We start from the raw sequence: 19,516 nt of genomic DNA, 5'->3' as shown, positions 1-19,516 counted from the left end.
CTCCGGCGACGGCACCAGAAAAGGACCGCGGAATGCTCAAATCGATTTCGGCCCGGATGATCGTGGCCATCACGCTGGTGGCGATCGGCTCGTGCGTGGTTCTGGCCGGCTTCAGCGTCTGGCGGCAGCAGGCGACGATCGAGGTTGCGTTGGAACGCGAATTGCGCGCCGATTACGCCAACATCACCGCGGCGACTGAGGCGGAGACGCGCACGACACTGGCGCTGAGCGACGTGCTGGCGGCATTGCCGCCTTTACGCGAACTCACCAAGGCGAGCGACCGCGACGGGCTGATGAAGTTGCTCAAGGACGGCCGCGACCTGACCACGCTGCGCGGGCTGTCGCTGTACACGATCCAGGTGCCGCCGGCGACGACGCTGATGCGCATTCACAATCCCAAGACGTTCGGTGACGACGTGTCGTCGCGGCGCGCCATGGTGGTGCAGGCGATGACCACCGGCAAAGCGGTCGGCGGCATCGAGCCCGGCCTCGACAATCTCACGGTGTTCGGCACCACGCCGATGATCGAGGACGGCAAGGTGATCGGCACCGTCGATATCGGCGCACCGTTCGGCAAGGCTTTCGTCGAGCGGATGAAGGCGCGGTTCGGCGTCGATGTCGCGATCCTTCAGCTCAACGGCGACAAGGTCAACGTGATCGCGTCGAGCCTCGCCAACCCTGTCACGGATCCGGCGACGCTACGCCGTGCGTTCGGCGGCGAACTGGTGATCGAAAAGGGCGAGGCCGAGGGCAAGGCGATCGCCACCACCTTCGGTCAGCTCAAACGGTTTTCCGGCGATCCGGTCGCGGTGCTGATGATCGTACGCGACGCCAGCGCCTATGCGGCGCTGGAGCGGCAATCGATGCAGTGGCTGGCGCTCGCGGCGATCGCCGCCGTGCTGGTCGCCGCCGCGATCGCGGTGTGGCTCGGCCGCGGTATGGCCAAGCCGATCCAGGCGCTAGAGAGTGCGATGCGCGACATCAGCAGCGGCCGCCACGACGTCGAAGTTCCGGGGCGAGGCCGCAGCGACGAGATCGGCTCGATGGCGCAGGCGGTCGAAGTGTTCAAGGAGGGGCTGATCGAGACCGGCCGGCTGCGCGCAGCGCAGGACGAGCAGCGGATCGCCCACGAAACCGAGCGACGCAAGGCGATGCACGAATTGGCGGCGCGGTTCGAGACCGGCGTCGGCAGCGTGGTCGAACTGGTCGGCTCGGCGGCGACCGAACTCCGCGGCACCGCGGACTCGATGGTCGGCACCGCGCGCGAATCCGAGCGCCGGCTGGTGGCGGCGACCGCGGCGTCGTCGCAGGCGACCTCCAACGCGCAGGCGGTGGCCGCCGCGGTGGAAGAACTCGATGCCTCGATCACCGAGATCGGCAACCGGGTCGATCAGTCGGCGCGGGTTGCCGGCGAGGCGGCCAACCAGGCCGGTCGCACCAACGAAGAGGTCCGCAGTCTCGCCGAAGCCGCGCAGAAGATCGGCGAAGTGGTGACGCTGATCAGCGACATCGCCTCGCAGACCAACTTGCTGGCGCTCAACGCCACCATCGAGGCCGCACGAGCCGGCGATGCCGGCCGCGGCTTCGCGGTGGTGGCCGCCGAGGTCAAGGCGCTGGCCGAGCAGACTTCGAAGGCGACCGAGGAGATCACCACCCAGATCAACTCGATCCAGCAGGCGACGCAATCTTCGGTGCAGGCGATCGAGGGCATCACCGGCACGGTGGCGCAGATCAACGAGATCGCGACCGCGATCGCCAGCGCGGTGCGCGAGCAGAGCGCGGCGACGCGCGAGATCGCCCACAACGTCGCGGAAGCCGCGCGCTCCACCACCGAAGTTTCGGGCAATATTTCCGGCGTCAACGAGGCCGCGCGCGAAACCGGTGTGGCGGCGACCCAGGTGGTCGACTCCGCTTCCGAGCTGTCGCGCAGCGGCGAGGCGCTGAAGACCCAGGTCGAAGCCTTCCTGAGCGAAGTCCGGGCCGCCTGATCGGGGTGAGACCGGCGACATCGAGGCGCTGCGGAACGCTGTGCTCCGCGCCCCCGCATGGTTAAGAAATCGTCGCCCGATACCGTTCAATTCTCTTTAATCAGATTGGTGGACTGTGCGCGGATGACGCGCGGAGTTCGTTTGTATCTCGTCGGCTCCTTCGTCCTCGTGTCGCTCGCGGGTTGCGGTCGCGGTCTGTTTCAGATCGCCGAGCGCGAACCGTGGCGGGCCGAGGCCGAGATCGCGTGCCTGAAATCGGGCGCGGTGAGGGAAGGGCCGGATCTCGTCCGGATTGATCCGATCTCCGGGCCGGGGGTCTGCGGCGCCGAGTTTCCGCTGAAGGTGGCGGCGCTCGGCGAAACCGGCGCGATCGGCTTCGCCGACGATCTTCGCCCGCCGGGATCGATCGGCGGCGCCAGCCAGGGCCAGCCGCGCTGGCCGGGCGGCCGGTCGCAACCGAACTACGCGACACCTCAACGAGGCTATGCCGAACCGCCGACGCGCGCGCCGAACTACGGCACTCAGCCGCAGGCCGGGTACGGCGCGCCGCAAGGCGGCTACGGCAAGGCGCCGGTGTCGCTGAACGCGCCGGGCGTGGTGCCGGCTCAGGACGATATCGAACTGCCGCCGGAAGGCGAGCCGTCCGCCGAACGTCCGCCGGCCGAGAACGTCACCGGCTATCCGCGCGGCGCGGCGCCGCAGGGCGGCTATCCCGGCGAAGCGGAGCGGCCGCTGCCGCGGCTCGGCCCTGGCCAGCAGGGCGGCATCACCGGCTCGGTCGGGCCGGTGGCGATCAAACCAACGGCGACGCTGGCCTGTCCGATCGTGTCGGCGCTGGATCGCTGGCTGGCGGAAGCGGTGCAGCCTTCGGCGATGCGCTGGTTCGGCCAGCGCGTTGTCGAGATAAAGCAGATCTCGGCGTATTCCTGCCGCGGCATGAACGGCAATCCGAACGCACACATCTCCGAACACGCCTTCGGCAACGCACTCGACATCTCGGCCTTCGTGCTGGCCGACGGCCGCCGCATCACCGTCAAGGGCGGCTGGCGCGGATTGCCGGAGGAGCAGGCGTTCCTGCACGACGTCCAGGATTCGGCGTGCCGCGTGTTCAGCACGGTGCTGGCGCCGGGGTCGAACGTGTATCACTACGATCACATTCACGTCGATCTGATGCGCCGGCGCAATCTGCGTTCGATCTGCAAGCCGGCCGCGGTGTCCGGCGAAGTGATCGCGCAGCGGCTGCAGCAGCGCAACCCCTACGCCGGCGCCCAGAACTGGAACGGCGTCACCGGGTCGATCGGCCGCAACGCCTCGCGCCACAAGGTCGATCGCGACGAGGCCGAGGACGATTAGTCAGGATCCGGCGCCCGGCTCGGCCCGGTACGCCGCGAGAAACATCCGCGTTGCGCTGTCGACGACGCCGGCGATCCGCTCCGGGCAGGGCGGTTCGGCGGTCTGAAAAATGAACGGCAGGAACAGCGTCGCCTGACAGGCTTGCATGAACTGCGCGGCGGCGAGTTCGCAGTCGTCGATCGTGAGCGCGCCCGCCGCGACCTGGCCTTCGAGGTAGCGCGCGAAACGGCCGATGGTGTTGGCGATCACCCGCTGGTAGTAGCGCCGGCCGATCTCCGGCATCCGCTCGGCGATCGCCATAACGGTGCGGATCGCCGAAGCGCCGCGCGGATTGCAGATCAGCGCGATATAGGCGCTGCCGAACGCCCGCAGCGTCGCCTCGATGTCGCGCTCGGGGACGAACTCGAAGGAGAGCATGCCCTGCGCCATGCTCTCCTGCTCGACGATCTCGCAGAACAGCGAATTCTTGTCGGCGAAATACACGTACAGCGTGCCCTTCGACACGCCGGCGGCGCGGGCGATCTCGCCCATGCTGGCGCCGTCGAAACCGAACTCCAGAAACACCGCGCGGGCGCCGTCGAGGATCTGGCGTCGCTTGGCGCTGTCGTCGTCGCTGTGAATCGGCGCCGCCGATGCCGTTGAAACCATTGGTTCAGCCTGTCTGGTAAAATCACGGGGATAGGGGCGAGAGCAGAAACGCACACCTGCTACCCTGACTGCATCATGGTATGTTGACCGAACCGTTCGGTCAATGATAGATGAGAATTCCTGCTAGGATACCGTTCCCGGCAGCGTTCCGTCGTGCGAGCTGAGTTCAGGAGAATCCGATGTCCGGACGCGACCAAGCTGCCCGCGCGCTGCGTCCCGAGCCGGGAAGCAGCGAGGCTGCGCCGAACCCCGGCGTGCCGCATCCGGGCCAGCCCGCCGCGCCTTCGCAAGCCGAGACGCTGCGCTCGCTGCTGGAAGATCCGTCGACGCTGAAGCTCGCCGATCCGCCGGAGCCTGAAACCGAATCCGAGCCGATCGCGCCGCCGGCGCGTCCCGCCGCCGCCAAGCCGCCGAACAAGAAGAAGTTCGTGCTGATCGGCGTCGGCATCGCGGCACTGGCTGCGCTCGGTTATTTCGGCACGCAATACATGCTGGTCGGCCGCTTCATGGTCGGCACCGACGACGCTTACGTCCGCGCCAACAACACCACGCTCGGCGCCCGCGTCTCCGGCCATCTCGCCGCGATCCTGCCGCGCGACAATTCGGAGGTGAAGGCCGGCGACGTGGTGTTCCGGATCGACGACGGCGACTACAAGATCGCGGTCGCGTCCGCCCGCGCCAAGATCGCCACCCAGGAAGCCACCATCGCCCGGATCGGCCGCCAGATCGCCGCGCAGCAGAGCGCGGTGGAGCAGGCCCAGGCGCAGCTCGAATCCGCCGAAGCCGCAGCCAGGCGCGCCGCGCTGGATTTCGATCGCCAGCAGGCGCTGTCGACCAAGGGCTTCGCCTCGCGCGCGGTATTCGAAACCTCGCAGGCCGGCCGCGACCAGACCGTCGCATCGGTCGCCGCCGCCAAGGCCGCCTATGATGCCGCGCGCGACGGCGTCGAAGTCACCAGGGCGCAGCAGGCCGAAGCCCGCGCCCAGCTCGTCGAGCTGCAGAGCACGCTGGCCAAGGCCGAGCGCGACCTCGATTTCACCCAGGTCCGCGCCCCGGTCAGCGGCGTGTTCTCCAACCGGCTGGTCAATCTCGGCGATTTCATCAACGCCGGCCAGCGGATGGCCAACATCGTGCCGCTCCACGGCGTCTACATCGACGCCAACTTCAAGGAAACCCAGCTCCGCCGGCTGAAGCCGGGGCAGAAGGTGAATATCTCGGTCGACGCCTATTCCAGCCGCAAGATCGAAGGCGTCGTCGACAGCCTGTCGCCGGCGGCCGGTCAGGTGTTCACGCTGCTGCCGCCCGACAACGCCACCGGCAATTTCACCAAGATCGTGCAGCGTGTCCCGGTCCGTATCCGCGTCCCTGCCGAGGTGGCGGGCGAGAACCTGCTGCGCGCCGGCATGTCGGTCTATGTCGACGTCGACACCCGGACGGGCGAGTAGGCGGCCGATCAGCCGGGGCGCCTCCCATTCGTCATGCCCGGCCTTGTGCCGGGCATCCACGCCCGACTGAGATCGCTGCAACAAAGACGTGGATGGCCGGGACGAGCCCGGCCATGACGATGAGGACGAGCGAACTCCTCCGAGGACTTGCCGATGTCGGCATCGACCACCGCTGACGCAGCACCAGCCCAAGCGCCCGCCGAGCCGTCGGAGCACGTTCCGGCGAGCCGGCTGATCGCGTTCCTGATCATGGTGTTCGGGATGTTCATGGCGATCCTGGACATCCAGATCGTCTCGGCGTCGCTGTCGGAAATCCAGGCCGGCCTGTCGGCGTCGTCGTCCGAAGTCTCGTGGGTGCAGACCGCCTATCTGATCGCCGAAGTGATCGCGATCCCGCTGTCCGGCTTCCTGTCGCGCGCGCTCGGCACCCGCAACCTGTTCGCGATCTCGGCAGCCGGCTTCACCTTCGCCAGCCTGATGTGCGGGTTCACCTCGTCGATCGCCGAGATGATCGTGTGGCGGGCGATCCAGGGCTTTCTCGGCGCCGGCATGATCCCGACCGTGTTCGCCTCGGCCTACACGGTGTTCCCGCGCAGCAAGTTCAACATGGTCGGTCCGATCATCGGCCTGGTCGCGACGCTGGCGCCGACCATCGGCCCGACGGTCGGCGGCTACATCACCGACCTGATGTCGTGGCACTGGCTGTTCTTCATCAATGTCGTGCCGGGCATCCTGATCACCGTCGGCGTGCTGGCGCTGGTCGATTTCGACGAGCCGCATTACGAGCTGCTCGATCATTTCGACTGGTGGGGTCTCGGCTTCATGGCCGGCTTCCTCGGCTCGCTCGAATATGTGCTGGAAGAGGGGCCGCGCAACGACTGGTTTAACGACGAGTCGATCTTCATTTTCGCGATCCTCTGCGTGGTGTCGGCGGTGGCGTTCTTCTGGCGGGTGCTGACCGCGCGCGAGCCGATCGTCGACATCCGCGCCTTCACCGACCGCAATTTTGCGATCGGCTGCATGTTCCAGTTCTGCGTCGGCATCGGGCTGTACGGCCTGACCTACATCTATCCGCGCTATCTCGCCGAAGTGCGCGGCTACAGCGCGCTGATGATCGGCGAGACGATGTTCGTCTCCGGCATCGCGATGTTCCTGTCGGCGCCGCTGGTCGGCCGGCTGATGGCGCTGGTCGACATGCGCATCCTGATCGCCGTCGGCCTGTTGCTGTTCGCCGGCGGCACCTGGCAGATGACCTGGATCACCCGCGACTTCGATTTCTACGAGCTGTTGTGGCCGCAGATCTTCCGCGGCGTCGGCATGATGATGGCGATGGTGCCGGTCAACAACATCGCGCTCGGCACGCTGCCGCCGCACCGGGTCAAGAACGCCTCCGGCCTGTTCAACCTCACCCGCAACCTCGGCGGCGCGCTCGGCCTCGCATTGATCAACACCGCGCTCGACGGCCGCACCGACTTCCACATCTCCCGGTTGCACGACAAGGTGACCTGGGGCAACGCCCAGGCGGTCGAACTGCTCAACACCTTCACCCAGCGCTTCCAGGGCATGGGCGACGCCTCGATGATGGCGCTGAAACAGCTCACCGCGATCGTGCACCGCCAGGCGGTGGTGATGAGCTACGGCGACGCCTTCTTCCTGCTGACGGTGTTCTACCTCGGACTCAGCACGCTGGTGTTCCTGCTCGCCAAGCCGGCCAACCCGATGGCTGCGGCGGCAGGGGACGGGCATTGAGGCGATGCTACAGTAAAAATTGCTGGGTCAAGGCAATAACTATTAGCAGAAATGGAAATACAGCCATTCCAAGAATTGTGAAGGGCTTATTCTCGAAATCTAAATATTGCGACTTAGAGAGTTTGGACGCGCTTCGGAGTATGACGATGCCAAGGAAACTCATCAAGATAGCGCCGTAGTACAAAGCGCACGCCGTGAATGATGTCATGAAGAATGGCGTAATCGGGAAAATTGCGTCTGAAGATGCGGTGCGCATCAGCGTGAAGAGATGTCCTTCAATTGTATTGTCCAGAACCACCCCTGAAGATTCGCACGGCACCTCAAAGTTTTTGGTTCGGTGTTCAATCTCCTTCCATGTGCCGTCAATGCATCGGGCCGAAACCATTACTCCGTCGACAATCTGCTTCAGTGCTTGATTTGTGATTGAGTCTGCGGAGAGGCTTGTTGGTTCTAGAGATACTATATCTAGAAATCCATCTCGCGTGATGTTCGAACGTCGATAGCTTTCGTAATAGAGAGCTTTGAAGAGTCCGATAGTTAGTCTCGGAGTTGGGGCTTCTGCTTCAATTTCAATTCTGGACGGTGTTTCGTTCAGTATTCTTGCGGATTTGTTGATGCGAACTATTTGCTGAGAGGCAACCGAAATGGCGGCTTCAGGATCCTTTGCGTAAACGTAGATCTGTCCTTTCGCCTCGATGTCGTCATCTTTGGTTCCCTCGCCCTTGAGCGGCTTGAACGATACAGCATGCAAGTTTAAGTCGGCGCTAAAGGTCCCGTGGATGGGCTTCGGGACGATGCTCTCAATAAGTTGAGTGAATTTTGGTGAAGTTTCTACCAGTGCAAACTTTACCTTAGTATTGGAAGCTAGAAGTATTTCTGCGCACAACAGAATTGCTGCAGGGAACAAGAAGGTGAATATCGCCAAGGTTACCAGGGCGTCGGAGTAGAATGCCACGATGCTTTCGATAGGGCGTCCTTTGTAGGAGGCCATTCTCAGGAAGACAATCGTCTGCACATTGGAGATGTAGTCGATAACAAAATTCGTTGCGAGGAGGACTGTAAACGCTAAGCAGCTTAAATATAGGCTAGGGCCGAGGTTTGAGAATTGCTTCAATGGTTCGCGTTGGAAAGCGAACTGAAGTGCGACGATAACGAGGAAGAATAGGCAAGATAGTGCGCTGGATCGCACAAAGAATCGGATGCTGAAAAGCTCCTTCCCCAATATCCGAAATAGAAAGCCAGAAAGAAAATTGGATAGAATTTCTTGAAGAGGAATGGATAGGGTCCCTTTCTTGAGCCAGTCAACAGCTTGCCTCTTGAGCGTGGGCGTACTGACATAATCCAAGATTAAGCCGAGCACGATTGTGAGGCCGGCGAGGCTTAAATGTTCAATGATAAATAATGCAAGATCGATCATGATTCTTAAATCAATCGTCTAGTGTTCGCGTGAGTTCGGCTTTTGGCGTGGCGAAGGGCCCGGCGTTTCCGCCGAGCCCTTCATGATAAGTATCAGCCGGCCTGTAAGCCGGGTTCTGGAGGGCACCGCTTCCTTGCGGATGCGATACGCGACGGCCATTCCTCTGGGACGCTGTTTGCACAGCGCCTCGAGCAACCTACCCGGACGGCGAGCCTGACATCGCCCTGCGGAGTTATCGCTGCGAGCAGCGAACTATCCGCGATGCCGTCCCTATTCGGTTTTGCTCCCGGTGGGGTTTACCATGCCGTCTCCGTTGCCGGCGACGCGGTGCGCTCTTACCGCACCTTTTCACCCTTACTGCCCCCACCCCGACCCTCCCCCGCAAGCGGGGGAGGGAGAAGAAAGAGGAAGCGGTTCGTTCTCTGTGGCACTTTCCCTGGGGTCGCCCCCGCCGGACGTTATCCGGCACCGTATGTCGATGGAGCCCGGACTTTCCTCCCCCGCAGCCTTTCGGCCCTAGCGGGAGCGGCCGTCCGGCCGACTGACGCGGCAAGCCATGCGGGCTCGGGCCGCGATCGTCAAGCCGCAAGTGCGTGGAGCAAACGATCAGCCGAGCGCGGCGACGGCGCGGGCTTCGACCGGGAGGCGTGCGAGCAGCGCGTGCAGCGTCGCCAGCGTCGAGGCGTCGGCGATGCCGTCGACCTTCTCGGGGCGGAAGTGACGCTGAAAGGCGGTGACGACGTCGGCGGTGGCGTGGTCGTAGCTGCCGCTGACCGGGACGCGGTAGCCGTAGTCGGCCAGTGCCTGCTGCATCAGCCGCACCTCCTCGCCCTCGGTGCCTTGCTTCAATGCCGGCCCGGGCACAATCCGCGCCGGCTCGACCCACAGCCCGACGCCGGAGGCGGCGAGCGACCGCCACGGGAATTTCTCGCCCGGATCTTTCTTGCGCGCCGGGGCGACGTCGGAATGGCCGACGATGCGATGCGCCGGCACGTCGCGGCGCAGGATGATGCCGCGGCACAGCGCGATCACCGCCGCGATCTGGCGCAGCGGATAATCCGGATAGCCCCAATCGTGGCCGCGGTTGATGATCTCGATGCCGATCGAGCAGGAGTTGATGTCTTCCTCGCCGGCCCAGGACGCGACGCCGGCGTGCCAGGCCCGCTTGGATTCCGGCACGCATTGCAGGATGCGGCCGTCTTCGAGCACGACGTAATGCGCCGAGACTTCGGTGCCGGCCTTGCACAGCCGGGTCAGCGCGCCTTCGACGTCCGGCATGCCGGTGTAGTGCAGCACGATCATGTCCGGCCGGCGGGCTTTGTTCCGCTCGCCGTAGTTCGGCGACGGCAGCACGTCGGACACCATCGACGAGTCGGGTGTGAAGGTCTGCATGGACACGATGCCCTTGGGCAAAGGGAGGGCACGTCGACGTTTCGACTCGGCACCGGCTGACGCTAACGAACCTGACAACATCGGATGACTCAATACCGGCAGGAGAACGGCGTCGCTGCGCCGACTGCAACATCCCGGTAACTATCCTGGTCCACGGCGCTCCCCGCAACGCGCAGTCTTCACGATTTTGCCATTTTCTGTGGACGAGACCCGGTTCCTCATCCTGCAGCGCAGCAGAACGCGCGCGCCGGGTGCGGCGTTCCCCCCCGCTTTTCGACCGCCAGCCGTCAACGGTTTCTTAAGCGTAAGCGCCGTTACTGAGAGGTGAACAGCCGGTGTCAAATTGCCGGCAATATTTCCAGTGACGCCCCATAAGCCGATGGTAATCCATCAGATTCCACGCGGAGCGCCGGGTTCGTCGGTCGTCTTGACCGGCTGGCGCGGCGCTCGGCCGGCGCAATGGGACGAGGCGAGGCACGATGGGCCGATTGCCCTGCAGCAAGCCGACGAGCAGCCCGACCGAGCTCCGCGCGACGCGGGACGGACGCGGCCTCAGTGCGGACGGGGCGCGCGCATGAGCCATTCCGACTCGCGCCATGTTCCAGTGCTCGGGCCCGAGGCGGTCGGCCTGCTCGCGCCGCGCGACGGTGGAGTCTATGTCGACGGCACGTTCGGAGCCGGCGGCTACACGCGGCTGATTCTGCAGACCGCCGGCAGCAGAGTGATCGCGATCGACCGCGATCCGACCGCGATCGTCGGCGGCGCCGGGCTGGTCGCTGAAGCGGGCGGCCGGCTGACGCTGGTGCAGGACCGGTTCTCCAATCTGGCCGACGTTTGCGCCGCGCAGGGCGCCGCGATGGTCGACGGCGTGGTGATCGACATCGGCGTGTCGTCGATGCAGCTCGACCAGGCCGAGCGCGGCTTCTCGTTCCGGTTCGACGGCCCGCTCGACATGCGGATGGGGCGCGACGGACCGAGCGCGGCCGATGTGGTCGCCCGCGCCTCGGAAACCGATCTCGCCAACATCATCTACATTTTCGGCGAGGAGCGGTATTCGCGCCACGTCGCCCGCGCCATCGTGGCGGCGCGCAGCGAAACGCCGATCACCACCACCAAGGCGCTCGCCGATATCGTCGCCAAGGTGGTGCGTGCCAAGCCCGGCGAGATCCATCCGGCGACCCGCACGTTCCAGGGCTTGCGGATCTTCGTCAACGAAGAGCTCGACGAACTGCATCAGGCGCTCGACGCCGCCGAGCGCGTCCTGAAGCCGGGCGGCCGGCTCGCGGTGGTGTCGTTTCATTCGCTGGAAGATCGCATCGTCAAGACCTTCCTGGCCGAGCGCAGCAAGACCGGCGGCGGCTCGCGCCATCTGCCGGAGGTCGCGCAGGCGGCGCCGAGCTTCACGTTGCTCGCCAAGCGGCCGATCGTCGCCGGCGATGCCGAAGTCGCCGCCAATCCGCGGGCGCGCTCCGCCAAGCTGCGCGGGGCCGAGCGCACCGAAGCGCCGGCGCATGCTGCCGGCGATCTGCCGGGATGGCCGACCCTCGCCAGCGTGCTGAGGGCCGGCCGATGATGCGGCTCGTGCACGTGCTGGTGATCGGCATGCTGGTGTTCGCCGCGGCCTATGTCTACCGGATCAAGATGGAATCGACGGTGCGCACCGAGAAGGTGCTGCAGATCCAGGCCGAGCTGCGCAAGGAGCGCGAGGCGATCGCCCGGCTGCGCGCCGAATGGGCTCAGCTCGATGCGCCCGGCCGGCTGCAGGGGATCGCCGCACGCCATCTCAAGCTGAAGCCGATCACCGCGCGGCAATTCGATCAACTCAAGAACCTTCCTGCGCGGCCGCCGGCGATCGCCGACCCCAACGCTCCCGATCCGATCGCCTCGATGATCGAGAAAATCGATCCCGACATCGTCACCGGCTCTCTGCCGGCTCCGGAGCCCGCCCAGTGACCGAGCCCTCGCTGCCGCTCGTCGGCCACCACGTCAATTGGCATCAACGGCTGATCCGCAGCCTGATCTACGGGCGCGACGTCGACCGCGACGCCAAGGCGCGTGCCCGGGTGGGGCTGGCGATGATCGCCTTCGCCGTGGTGTATGGCGTGATCGCGTTCAAGTTGACGACGATCGCTGTGTTCGGCGACAGTCATGGTGCACGCCGCGGCGTGTCGCAGGACGCCGTCGCCACCGCGCGGCCGGACATCGTTGACCGCAACGGCCAGATCCTGGCCACCGACGTCAAGACGCCGTCGCTGTTCGGCGAGCCGCGCCGGCTGATCGATCAGGACGAGGCGGTGGAACTGCTCACCGCGACGCTGCCCGACCTCGAAACCCAGGAAGTACGCGAGCGGCTGGCGTCGAAGAAGGGCTTCGTCTGGCTGAAGCGCGAAATCACGCCGCGTCAGCAGGCCGAGATCAAGAAGCTCGGCATCCCCGGCATCGGCTTCCTGCGCGAGAACAAGCGCGTCTATCCCAACGCCGCCGAGGTGTCGCATCTGATCGGTCTGGTCAATATCGACAACCAGGGCATCGCCGGCATCGAGAAGTGGCTCGACAACAACGGTCTCGCCGACCTGCACCGCGCCGGCTTCGCCTCCGACCGGATGCAGCGGCCGGTCGAGCTTGCGCTCGACGTCCGCGTCACGCATGCGCTGCGCGACGAGCTGCTGAAGGCCAAGGAGAAGTACAGCGCCAAGGCGGCGTCGGGCCTGGTCTCCAACGTCAACACCGGCGAGATCGTCGCGATGGTGTCGCTGCCGGATTTCGACCCGAACAATCCGCGCGAAGCCAACGACCCCGATCGCATCAACCGGCTCACCACCGGCGTGTTCGAAATGGGCTCGACCTTCAAGACGCTGACGCTGGCGATGGCGCTCGACGCCGGCAAGGCGTCGCTGAGCACGATGTACGACGCGCGCGGCCCGCTGCACTACGGCAAGTTCAAGATCCACGACTCCCACAACATGGGCCGCGCGATTTCGCTGTCGGAAGTGTTCACCTATTCGTCGAACGTCGGGGCCGCGCGGGTGGCGTTGTCGATGGGCGTCGACGCGCACAAGGCGTTCCTGAAGAAGGTTGGCCAGCTCGACCGGTTGCGCACCGAACTGCCGGAGAGCGCGTCGCCGCTGGTGCCCAAGCGCTGGAGTGAACTCAACACCATCACCATCTCGTTCGGCCACGGCGTGGCGGTGGCGCCGCTGCAGGCGGTGATGGGGATCAACGCGATGGTGAACGGCGGCTATCTGATCCCGCCGACCTTCCTCAAGCGCACCGAGGAAGACGCGCAAAAATTCGCCAAGCGGGTGGTCAAGAAGGAGACCAGCGACAAGATCCGCTATCTGATGCGGCTCAACGCCGAGATCGGCACCGCCAAGACTGCCGACCAGATCGCCAAGGGCTACTACATCGGCGGCAAGACCGGCACCTCGGAAAAGGTGGTGAACGGCCGCTACGCCAAGAAGCAGGTGCTCAACTCGTTCACCGCGATCCTGCCGGCCGACAATCCGCAATACCAGGTGCTGGTGATGCTCGACGAGCCGAAGGCGTTGCCCGAGACCCATGGCTTCATCACCTCGGGGTGGAACGCGGTGCCGACCGGCGGCAAGGTGATCGAACGAATCGCGCCGCTGCTCGGCATCGAGCCGCGGTTCGACCTGCCGCCGCCGGACCGCCTCATTCTTGCGGCATCGCGGGCCGGCCACTAGCGGCGCGGCGTGCCGCGCCGGCCGCCATCCCTGCCGTTTTGCGCCGCGCGCTGCTTGCGCTAAAAGCCTCGTAGGCGTGAGAACATCTGTCTCGAATCGGACGCCCGAGGACCATGAAGCTCCGCGACCTGTTCAGCGCCGAAACCGAGATCGCCGCGTCGGCGGCCGACCGCCCCATCGGCGGACTCGCCGTCGACAGCCGCGCGGTGCGGCCGGGTGATCTGTTCTTCGCGCTCGCCGGTGCGAAGACCGACGGCGCGCGGTTCGTCGCCGCGGCTGTCGCCGCGGGGGCCGTGGCGGTCGCAGGCGAGCATCCGCCGGCCGGCGATCTCGCAGTACCGTTCGTACAGCTCTCGAACCCGCGACTGGCGCTGGCGCAGGCCGCGGCGCGATTCTATCCGCGGCAGCCGGAGGTGATCGCCGCGGTCACCGGCACCAGCGGCAAGACCTCGGTTGCGGCCTTCACCCGGCAGATCTGGCAGCGGCTCGGCCATGCCTCCGCCAGCATCGGCACCATCGGGCTGGTGACGCCGACGCGCAGCGTTTACGGCTCGCTGACCACGCCGGACCCGATCGCGCTGCATCGCTCGCTGGACGAGATCGCGGGCGAGGGCATCACCCATCTGGCGCTGGAGGCGTCGTCGCACGGGCTCGATCAGTTCCGGCTCGACGGCGTCCGCGTCGCCGCCGGCGGCTTCACCAACCTGTCGCGCGACCATATGGATTATCACCCCACGGTCGCGCACTATCTGAATGCCAAGCTGCGGCTGTTCCGCCACCTGGTGCAGGACGGCGGCGCCGCGGTGATCGCCGCCGATCACGACTGCTCGGCAGAGGTGATCGAGGCGGCCGGGGCGCGCGGCCTGCGGCTGATCACCATCGGTCGCAACGGCGATCCGGGCGAGGGGATCGCGCTGATCGATGCGGCCATCGATGGCTTCGCCCAAATCCTAACGGTCGCGCATGCCGGCCGTCGCTACAGCATCAAGCTGCCGCTGGTCGGCGAGTTCCAGATCGAGAACGCGCTGGTCGCAGCCGGTCTGGTAATCGGCACCGGCGGCGATTCGGCGGCGAGCTTCGCGGCGCTCGAACATCTCGAAGGCGCTCCTGGGCGGCTCGATCTGGTCGGCGCCCATCGCGGCGCGCCGGTGTTCGTCGACTATGCGCACAAGCCCGACGCGCTTGCCAAGTCGCTGCAGGCGCTGCGGCCCTACGCAAAGCGCAAGCTGGTGGTGGTGTTCGGCGCCGGCGGCGACCGCGATGCCGGCAAGCGGCCGCTGATGGGCGCGATCGCCGCCGAGCATGCCGACACGGTGATCGTCACCGACGACAATCCGCGCAGCGAAGATCCCGCCGCGATCCGCGCTGCGATCCTCGCTGCCGCGCCCGGCGCGCGCGCGATCGGCGACCGTGCCGAGGCGATCCGCACCGCGATCGGCGAATTGCAGCCGGGCGACGCGCTGGTGATCGCCGGCAAGGGCCACGAAACCGGGCAGATCGTGGGTGACCGCGTGCTGCCGTTCAGCGATCACGACGCCGCGAAAGCGGCGCTATCAGCGAGCGCCGCATGAGCAAAGAACCGCTATGGACGTCGGACGCGATGGCGGAGGCGATGGCCGCGACTCGCAGCGGCACGCTGCCGCGCGACGTGTTCGGAATCTCGATCGACAGCCGCACGCTGGCGCCGGGTGACGCGTATTTCGCGATTCGCGGCGACGTCCACGATGGCCACGATTTCGTCGCTGCGGCACTGAATGCCGGCGCCGCGCTGGCAGTGGTGGAGAAGGCGCAGCGCGACAAGTTTGCTGCCGACGCGCCGCTGCTCGTCGTCGACGATGTACTCGAAGGGCTGCGCCGACTCGGCATCGCGGCGCGCTCGCGCCTGTCGGCCAAGGTGATTGCCGTGACCGGCTCGGTCGGCAAGACCTCGACCAAGGAAGGCCTGCGCAGTGTGCTCGGCGCCCAAGGCCCGACCCACGCCTCGGTGGCGTCGTTCAACAATCACTGGGGCGTGCCGCTGACGCTGGCGCGATGCCCGGCGGGCGTGCGCTACGCGGTGTTCGAGATCGGCATGAATCACGCCGGCGAAATCGAACCTCTGGTCAAGATGGTGCGACCTCATGTGGCGATCATCACCACGGTGGAGCCGGTGCATCTGGAATTCTTCTCGGGCGTCGAAGGCATTGCCGACGCCAAGTCGGAGATTTTCAGCGGGCTCGAGCCGGGCGGCATCGCGCTGCTGAACCGCGACACGCCGATGTTCGACCGGCTCAGTGCCAATGCGCTGCGTGCCAATGTCGGCCGCATCGTCACCTTCGGAACCGATCCCGCCGCCGATGCGCGGTTGCTCGACGTCGCCTTGCATGCCGACTGCTCGGCGGTGCACGCCAGCATTCTCGGCCACGACGTCACTTACAAGATCGGCATGCCGGGTCGGCACATGGCGCTGAACTCGCTGGCGGTGCTGGCCGCGGCGGAGCTGGTCGGCGCCGACCTCGCGCTCGCCGCGCTGGCGATGTCGCAGGTGCAACCCGCCGTGGGGCGTGGGGCGCGCAAGGCGCTGCCGATCGGGTCCGGCGAGGCGACGCTGATCGACGAGAGCTACAACGCCAATCCGGCCTCGATGGCGGCGGCGCTGGGCGTGCTCGGCCGCGCCGAGATCGGGGCGCAGGGCCGGCGGATCGCGGTGCTCGGCGACATGCTCGAGCTCGGCCCGACCGCCGGGGAACTGCACCGCGGTCTGGAAGCGGCGGTCCGGGCCAACGGTATCGACCTGGTGTTCTGCTGTGGTCCGTTGATGCGCAATTTGTGGGACGCCCTTTCCTCCGGCAAACGGGGGGGCTATGCAGGCGACGCGACCGCGCTCGAATCCCAGGTCGTCGCTGCGATCCGCGCCGGCGACGCCGTGATGGTGAAGGGTTCGCTCGGTTCACGCATGAAAACGATTATCAATGCGATCGAAAAGCGCTTCCCCGGCAAGGCCGCGCGCGACGACGCTGCGGTATAAGGCGGCTTGAATGCTCTATTGGCTGATCGACCTGTCCAGCTCGTTTCCGGCGTTCAACGTCTTCCGCTACATCACCTTCCGCACCGGCGGCGCGATGGTGACCGGAGCGCTGTTCGTGTTCATGTTCGGCCCCTGGATCATCGACAATCTCAGGCTGCGGCAGGGCAAGGGGCAGCCGATCCGCACCGACGGCCCGCAATCGCACCTCGTTTCCAAGAAGGGCACGCCGACCATGGGCGGCCTGATGATCCTGTCCGGGCTGACGGTCGGCACCGTGCTGTGGGCCAATCCGCTCAATCCCTATGTCTGGATCGTGCTGGCGGTGACGCTCGGCTTCGGCTTCGTCGGTTTCTACGACGACTACATGAAGGTCACCAAGCAGACCCATGCCGGCATCTCCGGCCGCACCCGGCTGCTGATCGAGTTCACCATCGCCGGCGCGGCTTGCTTCGCCCTAGTGTGGCTCGGCCGCGCGCCGCTGTCGAGCTCGCTGGTGATTCCGTTCTTCAAGGAAGTGATGCTCAATCTCGGTTGGGCGTTCGTCGCGTTCGGTGCCTTCGTGGTGGTCGGCGCCGGCAATGCGGTGAATCTGACCGACGGCCTCGACGGCCTCGCGATCGTGCCGGTGATGATCGCCGCGGCGAGCTTCGGGCTGATCTCGTATCTGGCCGGCAACGCGGTTTTCGCCGAATATCTGCAGATCAACTACGTCGCCGGCACCGGCGAACTCGCGGTGCTGTGCGGGGCGTTGCTCGGCGCCGGGCTTGGCTTTCTGTGGTTCAACGCGCCGCCGGCCTCGATCTTCATGGGCGACACCGGCTCGCTGGCGCTCGGCGGCATGCTCGGCTCGATCGCGGTCGCGGTGAAGCACGAGATCGTGCTGGCGGTGATCGGCGGGCTGTTCGTACTGGAAGCGGTGTCGGTGATCGTGCAGGTCGCCTCGTTCAAGCTCACCGGCAAGCGCGTGTTCAAGATGGCGCCGATCCACCACCACTTCGAACAGAAGGGCTGGACCGAGCCGCAGATCGTGATCCGGTTCTGGATCATCGCCGTGATGCTGGCGCTCGCCGGCCTGTCGACGCTGAAGCTGCGGTGACGTTGTTAATGCGATCGAGTAGGCACAGCCTCATCCTGAGGAGCGGTCCGCAGGGCCGCGTCTCGAAGGATGTGCCAAATAATCATCCTTCGAGACGCGCGCTGGCGCGCGCTCCTCAGGATGAGGTCGTCCTTGTAGTCGGAGCGTCAGCATGATCCCCGTCACCTCCTTCGCCGGCGCGTCGGTCGCGGTGTTCGGGCTCGGCGGATCGGGGCTGGCGAGCTGCCATGCGCTGAAAGCCGGCGGCGCCGAGGTGATCGCGTGCGACGACAATCTCGACCGCATGGTCGAAGCGGCGCAGGCCGGCTTCATCACTGCGGATCTGCGCAATCTGCCGTGGACCAATTTCGCCGCCCTTGTGCTGACGCCCGGCGTGCCGCTGACGCATCCGGCGCCGCATTGGACCGTGCTGAAGGCGCAGGAGGCCGGCGTCGAAGTGATCGGCGACGTCGAACTGTTCTGCCGCGAGCGCAGGGCGCACGCGCCGCGCGCGCCGTTCGTCGCCATTACCGGCACCAACGGCAAGTCGACCACGACCGCGCTGATCGCGCATCTGCTGCGCGAGGCCGGCTGGGACACCCAGCTCGGCGGCAATATCGGCACCGCGATCCTGTCGCTGGAGCCGCCAAAGGACGGCCGCGTCCACGTCATCGAGATGTCGTCGTATCAGATCGACCTGACGCCATCGCTCGATCCGACCGTCGGCATCCTGCTCAACGTCACCGAGGATCACATCGACCGCCACGGCACCATCGAGCACTACGCCGCAGTGAAGGAGCGGCTGGTGGCCGGCGTGCAGGACGGCGGCACCGCGATCATCGGCGTCGACGATGAATTCGGCCGCGCCGCCGCCGACCGGATCGAACGCGCCGGCAACCGCGTGGTGCGGATGTCGGTGCAGGGGCCGGTGACGTCCGGCATCACCGCCGATCTCGACGCAATTCGCCGCGTGGAAGAAGGCGCATCCGCCGAAGTCGCGAAGCTCGGCGGCATCGGCTCGCTGCGCGGGCTGCACAACGCGCAGAATGCTGCCGCCGCCGCGGCTGCGGTGCTGGCGCTCGGGGTATCGTCGGAGCAGTTGCAGCAGGGACTGCGCAGCTTCCCCGGTCTCGCCCATCGGATGGAGCAGGTCGGCCGCCAAGTCAGCGAGAACGGGACGACGCTGTTCGTCAACGACTCCAAGGCCACCAATGCCGATGCAGCCGCCAAGGCGCTGGCGTCGTTCGGCGAGATCTTCTGGATCGCCGGCGGCAAGCCGAAGACCGGCGGCATCGAGAGCCTGGCCGAGTATTTCCCGCGCATCCGCAAAGCCTACCTGATCGGCCAGGCCGCGCAGGAATTCGCCGCCACGCTGAAGGGCCGGGTGCCGTACGAGATCAGCGAGACGCTGGAAGCCGCGGTGCCGGCCGCCGCGCGCGATGCCGCGGCGTCGGGGCTGACCGAGCCGGTTGTGCTGCTGTCGCCGGCCTGTGCGTCGTTCGACCAGTTCCGCAATTTCGAGATCCGTGGCACCAGGTTTCGCGAGCTGGTGACGGCGCTGGATGGTGTTGCGGCGGTGTGAGGCCGGCACTGCGCCGCCAAACACACCCCCCGTCATCGCCCGCGCAGGCGGGCGTCCCAGTATTCCAGGGCGTTTCGATTTCCAACGATAGGCTCTGGTCTACTGGATCCCCGCCTTCGCGGGGACGACGGACTGCTGAGCGGCAAAGGCCTCCCG

At 66.1% G+C, this 19,516-nt stretch carries 14 protein-coding genes and 1 other RNA gene; 11 read left to right on the top strand and 4 right to left on the bottom strand.

All coding sequences use genetic code 11. The annotated features are described in order from the left end of the window. The first annotated feature begins 32 nt into the window (after positions 1–32). Positions 33–1,988, top strand: coding sequence for a methyl-accepting chemotaxis protein (locus tag FLL57_RS13215; protein WP_142883122.1), 1,956 nt, complete (start codon positions 33–35; stop codon positions 1,986–1,988). Positions 1,989–2,111: 123 nt separating this feature from the next. Further along, positions 2,112–3,341 (top strand): extensin-like domain-containing protein, encoded by a 1,230-nt coding sequence (locus FLL57_RS13210; RefSeq protein WP_013501567.1) that lies wholly within the window; start codon positions 2,112–2,114, stop codon positions 3,339–3,341. Here the strand turns inward: FLL57_RS13210 and FLL57_RS13205 are convergent, their stop codons facing one another. Next, complete coding sequence (locus FLL57_RS13205; protein ID WP_142883121.1) at positions 3,342–3,989, bottom strand: TetR/AcrR family transcriptional regulator; 648 nt, start codon at positions 3,987–3,989, stop codon at positions 3,342–3,344. A 179-nt stretch (positions 3,990–4,168) separates the two neighbouring features. Here FLL57_RS13205 and FLL57_RS13200 point away from each other — a divergent pair, with 179 nt between their 5' ends. After that, positions 4,169–5,434: an HlyD family secretion protein gene (locus tag FLL57_RS13200; protein WP_047307068.1), complete on the top strand. Its 1,266-nt coding sequence runs from the start codon at positions 4,169–4,171 to the stop codon at positions 5,432–5,434. A gap of 153 nt (positions 5,435–5,587) precedes the next feature. Further along, positions 5,588–7,183: a DHA2 family efflux MFS transporter permease subunit gene (locus FLL57_RS13195; RefSeq protein ID WP_013501570.1), complete on the top strand. Its 1,596-nt coding sequence runs from the start codon at positions 5,588–5,590 to the stop codon at positions 7,181–7,183. Positions 7,184–7,190: 7 nt separating this feature from the next. Here FLL57_RS13195 and FLL57_RS13190 read toward each other — a convergent pair whose 3' ends face one another. The 3 genes from FLL57_RS13190 to FLL57_RS13180 form a co-directional block, all read right to left on the bottom strand. Then, a complete protein-coding gene (locus tag FLL57_RS13190; protein WP_013501571.1) occupies positions 7,191–8,600 on the bottom strand; it encodes a hypothetical protein in 1,410 nt (469 codons plus the stop codon). 88 nt (positions 8,601–8,688) lie between these two features. Continuing rightward, positions 8,689–9,145: RNase P RNA component class A (rnpB, locus tag FLL57_RS13185), an RNA gene on the bottom strand. Between the two features lie 61 nt (positions 9,146–9,206). Next, positions 9,207–10,073, bottom strand: coding sequence for an N-acetylmuramoyl-L-alanine amidase (locus FLL57_RS13180; RefSeq protein WP_013501572.1), 867 nt, complete (start codon positions 10,071–10,073; stop codon positions 9,207–9,209). Between the two features lie 493 nt (positions 10,074–10,566). On the opposite strand from FLL57_RS13180, the gene rsmH reads away from it, so the two are divergent. The 7 genes from rsmH to murD all read left to right on the top strand — a co-directional run bounded on the left by rsmH (position 10,567) and on the right by murD (position 19,360). Then, positions 10,567–11,565 (top strand): 16S rRNA (cytosine(1402)-N(4))-methyltransferase RsmH, encoded by a 999-nt coding sequence (gene rsmH / locus FLL57_RS13175; RefSeq protein ID WP_142883120.1) that lies wholly within the window; start codon positions 10,567–10,569, stop codon positions 11,563–11,565. Beyond that, on the top strand, positions 11,562–11,945 hold the full coding sequence (gene ftsL, locus FLL57_RS13170; protein ID WP_013501574.1) for a cell division protein FtsL: 384 nt from the start codon (positions 11,562–11,564) through the stop codon (positions 11,943–11,945). Before rsmH ends, ftsL begins: the two co-directional genes overlap by 4 nt. After that, positions 11,942–13,696, top strand: a complete 1,755-nt coding sequence (locus FLL57_RS13165; protein ID WP_013501575.1) for a peptidoglycan D,D-transpeptidase FtsI family protein — start codon at positions 11,942–11,944, stop codon at positions 13,694–13,696. Before ftsL ends, FLL57_RS13165 begins: the two co-directional genes overlap by 4 nt. Positions 13,697–13,809: 113 nt before the next feature. Then, complete coding sequence (locus tag FLL57_RS13160; protein ID WP_142883119.1) at positions 13,810–15,267, top strand: UDP-N-acetylmuramoyl-L-alanyl-D-glutamate--2,6-diaminopimelate ligase; 1,458 nt, start codon at positions 13,810–13,812, stop codon at positions 15,265–15,267. Next, positions 15,264–16,703, top strand: a complete 1,440-nt coding sequence (locus tag FLL57_RS13155; RefSeq protein WP_013501577.1) for a UDP-N-acetylmuramoylalanyl-D-glutamyl-2,6-diaminopimelate--D-alanyl-D-alanine ligase — start codon at positions 15,264–15,266, stop codon at positions 16,701–16,703. The genes FLL57_RS13160 and FLL57_RS13155 overlap by 4 nt, the downstream gene beginning before the upstream one ends. Before the next feature lie 10 nt (positions 16,704–16,713). Further along, positions 16,714–17,799: a phospho-N-acetylmuramoyl-pentapeptide-transferase gene (gene mraY, locus FLL57_RS13150; protein WP_013501578.1), complete on the top strand. Its 1,086-nt coding sequence runs from the start codon at positions 16,714–16,716 to the stop codon at positions 17,797–17,799. A 151-nt stretch (positions 17,800–17,950) separates the two neighbouring features. Continuing rightward, positions 17,951–19,360, top strand: coding sequence for a UDP-N-acetylmuramoyl-L-alanine--D-glutamate ligase (gene murD / locus FLL57_RS13145; protein ID WP_142883118.1), 1,410 nt, complete (start codon positions 17,951–17,953; stop codon positions 19,358–19,360). Positions 19,361–19,516 lie beyond the last annotated feature (156 nt).

Origin of the sequence: Rhodopseudomonas palustris, from assembly GCF_007005445.1 — a bacterium.
GTDB lineage: Bacteria > Pseudomonadota > Alphaproteobacteria > Rhizobiales > Xanthobacteraceae > Rhodopseudomonas > Rhodopseudomonas palustris_G.
The sequence above is the reverse complement of the archived record's forward strand: the minus strand, read 5'-3'. Positions and strand labels throughout refer to the sequence as shown.